Annotated in this window: 5 protein-coding genes; 3 read left to right on the plus strand and 2 right to left on the minus strand. The window is 49.4% G+C overall.

Translation table 11 applies throughout. The features are described from left to right. Positions 1-143 precede the first annotated feature (143 nt). Positions 144-701 carry an inosine/xanthosine triphosphatase gene (gene yjjX, locus V7D78_RS16750; RefSeq protein ID WP_333609593.1) on the plus strand — a complete coding sequence of 186 codons (558 nt, stop codon included), beginning with the start codon at positions 144-146 and terminating at the stop codon, positions 699-701. A 16-nt stretch (positions 702-717) separates the two neighbouring features. Here yjjX and V7D78_RS16755 read toward each other — a convergent pair whose 3' ends face one another. Continuing rightward, positions 718-1215, minus strand: coding sequence for a GNAT family N-acetyltransferase (locus V7D78_RS16755; protein WP_333609594.1), 498 nt, complete (start codon positions 1213-1215; stop codon positions 718-720). 199 nt (positions 1216-1414) lie between these two features. Here V7D78_RS16755 and V7D78_RS16760 point away from each other — a divergent pair, with 199 nt between their 5' ends. Together V7D78_RS16760 and V7D78_RS16765 are read left to right on the plus strand one after the other, a co-directional pair. Continuing rightward, complete coding sequence (locus tag V7D78_RS16760) at positions 1415-1834, plus strand: hypothetical protein (RefSeq protein WP_333609595.1); 420 nt, start codon at positions 1415-1417, stop codon at positions 1832-1834. Between the two features lie 32 nt (positions 1835-1866). After that, positions 1867-2511: an MBL fold metallo-hydrolase gene (locus tag V7D78_RS16765; protein WP_333609596.1), complete on the plus strand. Its 645-nt coding sequence runs from the start codon at positions 1867-1869 to the stop codon at positions 2509-2511. A 49-nt stretch (positions 2512-2560) separates the two neighbouring features. Here the strand turns inward: V7D78_RS16765 and V7D78_RS16770 are convergent, their stop codons facing one another. After that, positions 2561-2839 (minus strand): superinfection immunity protein, encoded by a 279-nt coding sequence (locus V7D78_RS16770; RefSeq protein WP_333609597.1) that lies wholly within the window; start codon positions 2837-2839, stop codon positions 2561-2563. Positions 2840-2924 lie beyond the last annotated feature (85 nt).

The raw sequence follows: 2924 nt of genomic DNA on the forward strand, positions 1-2924 counted from the left end.
CCAGTATCTGATCACAGCTGAAGATCGCGGTCAATCAATTATGCTAAAGTGTGCGGCAAACGTTCGTGATCTTGCCCTGACCATGATCCCGCCTAACAGTAACCTGATATTTGAGATTGAATTGCTGGAAGTGTTGACCCGCGATGATTAATAGCCAATTTGTACCATTAACACCTGCGGGTAAAGACCGCTGGCAGATTGCAGTTGCCTCGGCCAACCCAGCCAAAATCGACGCTGTGCGCCAGTGTTTTCATACTAACTTTCCTGAGCTAACTATAACTGTCAGCGGCATTGCCCTGTCTTCCGGCGTGGCAGATCAGCCGGTGAGCAACGACGAAACCTTACTGGGTGCAGAAAACCGCCTAAAAGCGCTAAAACAGCAGACCAGCGCAGATTTTTATGTAGCTATTGAAGCCGGTTTGGACGGTGATATGACGTTTGCCTGGATGCTGATAGAGCATAAAGGCATACTCGGTAAAGCCCGTTCAGCCAGCTTGATGTTACCACCAGCGGTGTTACAGGCGCTGGCGCAAGGGCAAGAGCTGGGGGATGTGATGGATCAGCTTTTTGGCACACAAAATATTAAACAAGCCGGTGGCGCTATTGGTGTATTAACGCAAAACCGGCTTAGTCGTAGCGGGGTCTATCAGCAAGCCCTGACACTGGCGCTGATCCCCTTTTTAAACCCGCAGTGGTTTTAACTGCCGCCAAGGCAGGTTAAAACGATAACTGGTACAAGGCCAGTGGTGGGCTGTTTTCCAGACGATGTGGTTCAACATACTGAAACTGCAGTTGTTCCAATAAGCGGATAGAGCGGGAATTATCGGTGTTCACCACCGCAAATAACGACGGTATATTTAGCGCCACAGCCAATTGTAGACAGGCTTTGGCGGCTTCTTCAGCAAAGCCCTGACCAGTATATTGCGGCAATAGTGCATAACCCAGATCCGGTGCCGGTAATTGCTCACGTTGTAATAACCCGCAAATACCAATTAACTGCTCACTGCCCGCCAGTTGCAGTGCCAATAAGCCAAAGCCATGTTGCTGATAACTGGCTAAGGGCCCCTGCTGCAGATACTGCTCAGCATCGGCAATAGTGCGCACCCCTTTATCACCAAGATTGCCAATAAAACTCGGTTGATTTAACAACGCTAAAATAAAGGGCGCATCGGCCAATGCCAACTGACGAATGATTAGCCGGTGTGTGTAAATCAAACGCTGTCTCCCTGTTGAAGCTAACCTGTCACGCCGTTCATTAATTCAACACAATAATGTAATATACCCTATTCGGCAATCCCGCAATGGCTTACAAGATGGGCGCCAAATATTAAATGTGTTTCAATGGGTAGATAACTGATTACATTTCATATCATGCACCATGATATTTAACGTGGCACCAAATAAAGGATTATTAATGAAGTTAACGGCCGCCTTTGTCACCTTGCTGCTGAGCAGCGCGGTGTTACTCAGTGCCTGCAGCGCACCCAATAGTTTACAACAGCACATCGGTGAGCACGCCGTTATTAATCAGATAGCGGATGGAAAAAATCAGGGCATGTTTCGCAATGTACACCGGCCCAAACAAGGCTTTCCGGAATATCCGGTAACCTGCGAGGGCGACTGCTACTTGGCAAATCAGCATGTGGTTTGCCAAAGTCATGGCCAAAACTGCCAGTACACCGGCCCTCAGCATGCCCCGGCCCTGAATACCGGCTTTGAGGTGCAGTGGCTTGGCCATGCCAGCTTTGTTATTCAGTCTCCAGATGGCCAGCAATTGCTGTTTGACCCGGTATTCGGCCAGTTTGACTGGCCGGTGAGCTGGGCCCAGAATTAGTCGGGATTATTAAACGCCCTTACACGCCGACTTTGAGCGCTGAGCAACTGGCCGCCACCGATGCAGTACTGTATTCACATCTGCATTATGACCATTTCAGCCATGCCAGTATCCGCCAGTTAGGCAGCTCTCCAACTTATTATTTGCCTTTAGGTATGGCCAATTATATGCCAAAAGGGGGCTACACCCTGGTGGAAAAAGCCTGGTACAGCCAAAGTCAGCGCGGTGAGCTGGCGGTGCATTTGGTACCGGCGCATCATTTTAACAGCCGCAAACTGTTTAACGATGATAACCGGGCCCTGTGGGGGGGCTGGCTGTTGGAGCATAATGGCAAAACGTTATTTTTTGCCGGAGATACCGGATATTCGCAGCATTTCAAAGACATTCAGCAAAAATACGGCGATATTGATATTTGTTTGCTGCCGGTGGCATCTTATCATCACGACACTGACGGGGACTGGTATCGTTATGTCCATACTACGCCCGAAGATGCGCTGGTCGCGGCGCAGGATCTGAACTGCAAAGTCATGATCCCCTGGGGCTATGGCAATGCCAGCTGGCAGATAGGCGATATTAGCTCGCACTCACCGCTACTGCGTTTGCTGCATATGCAGCAACAACTTGATAGCCAGGTGCCGCTGCTGATTTTAAATGAAGGGGATATCGTGTCGCTGTAATCTTAGTTAAACTGCCGCTGCTGCAACCCTGCTGCAGCAGCGCTTTGTATTAGGCCACTTGCTTTAAGCGGGCTTTGTTGGCCAACTTATCACCCAGCTTGCCGGTTACAGCCCAAACCATTAAAGCGGCCCATGCAATCACCGAAAAACCCGCCGGGACATTGAATACAGCAATTTTACCGGCATGCCGACGGTTAAACAGCAGCGCCAGCAGGCTGGGTAAAAACCAAACTGCCAGGAAAAAAAGGCCAAACAGCATCAGAAAAACCCAATCGGCTTGTTGCCAGGCACTACTAAAGGTGGCGATAAATTGATTTAACATGTCCATGGCTTAGCCCTTTTGCTGAATTTTTTTGATAGTGGCGTCAATGACTACGGCAATTAACCACATTGCGACAAAGAAGATGCCGAAT

Source organism: Arsukibacterium sp. (genome assembly GCF_036735525.1).
Taxonomy (GTDB): Bacteria; Pseudomonadota; Gammaproteobacteria; order Enterobacterales; family Alteromonadaceae; genus Alishewanella.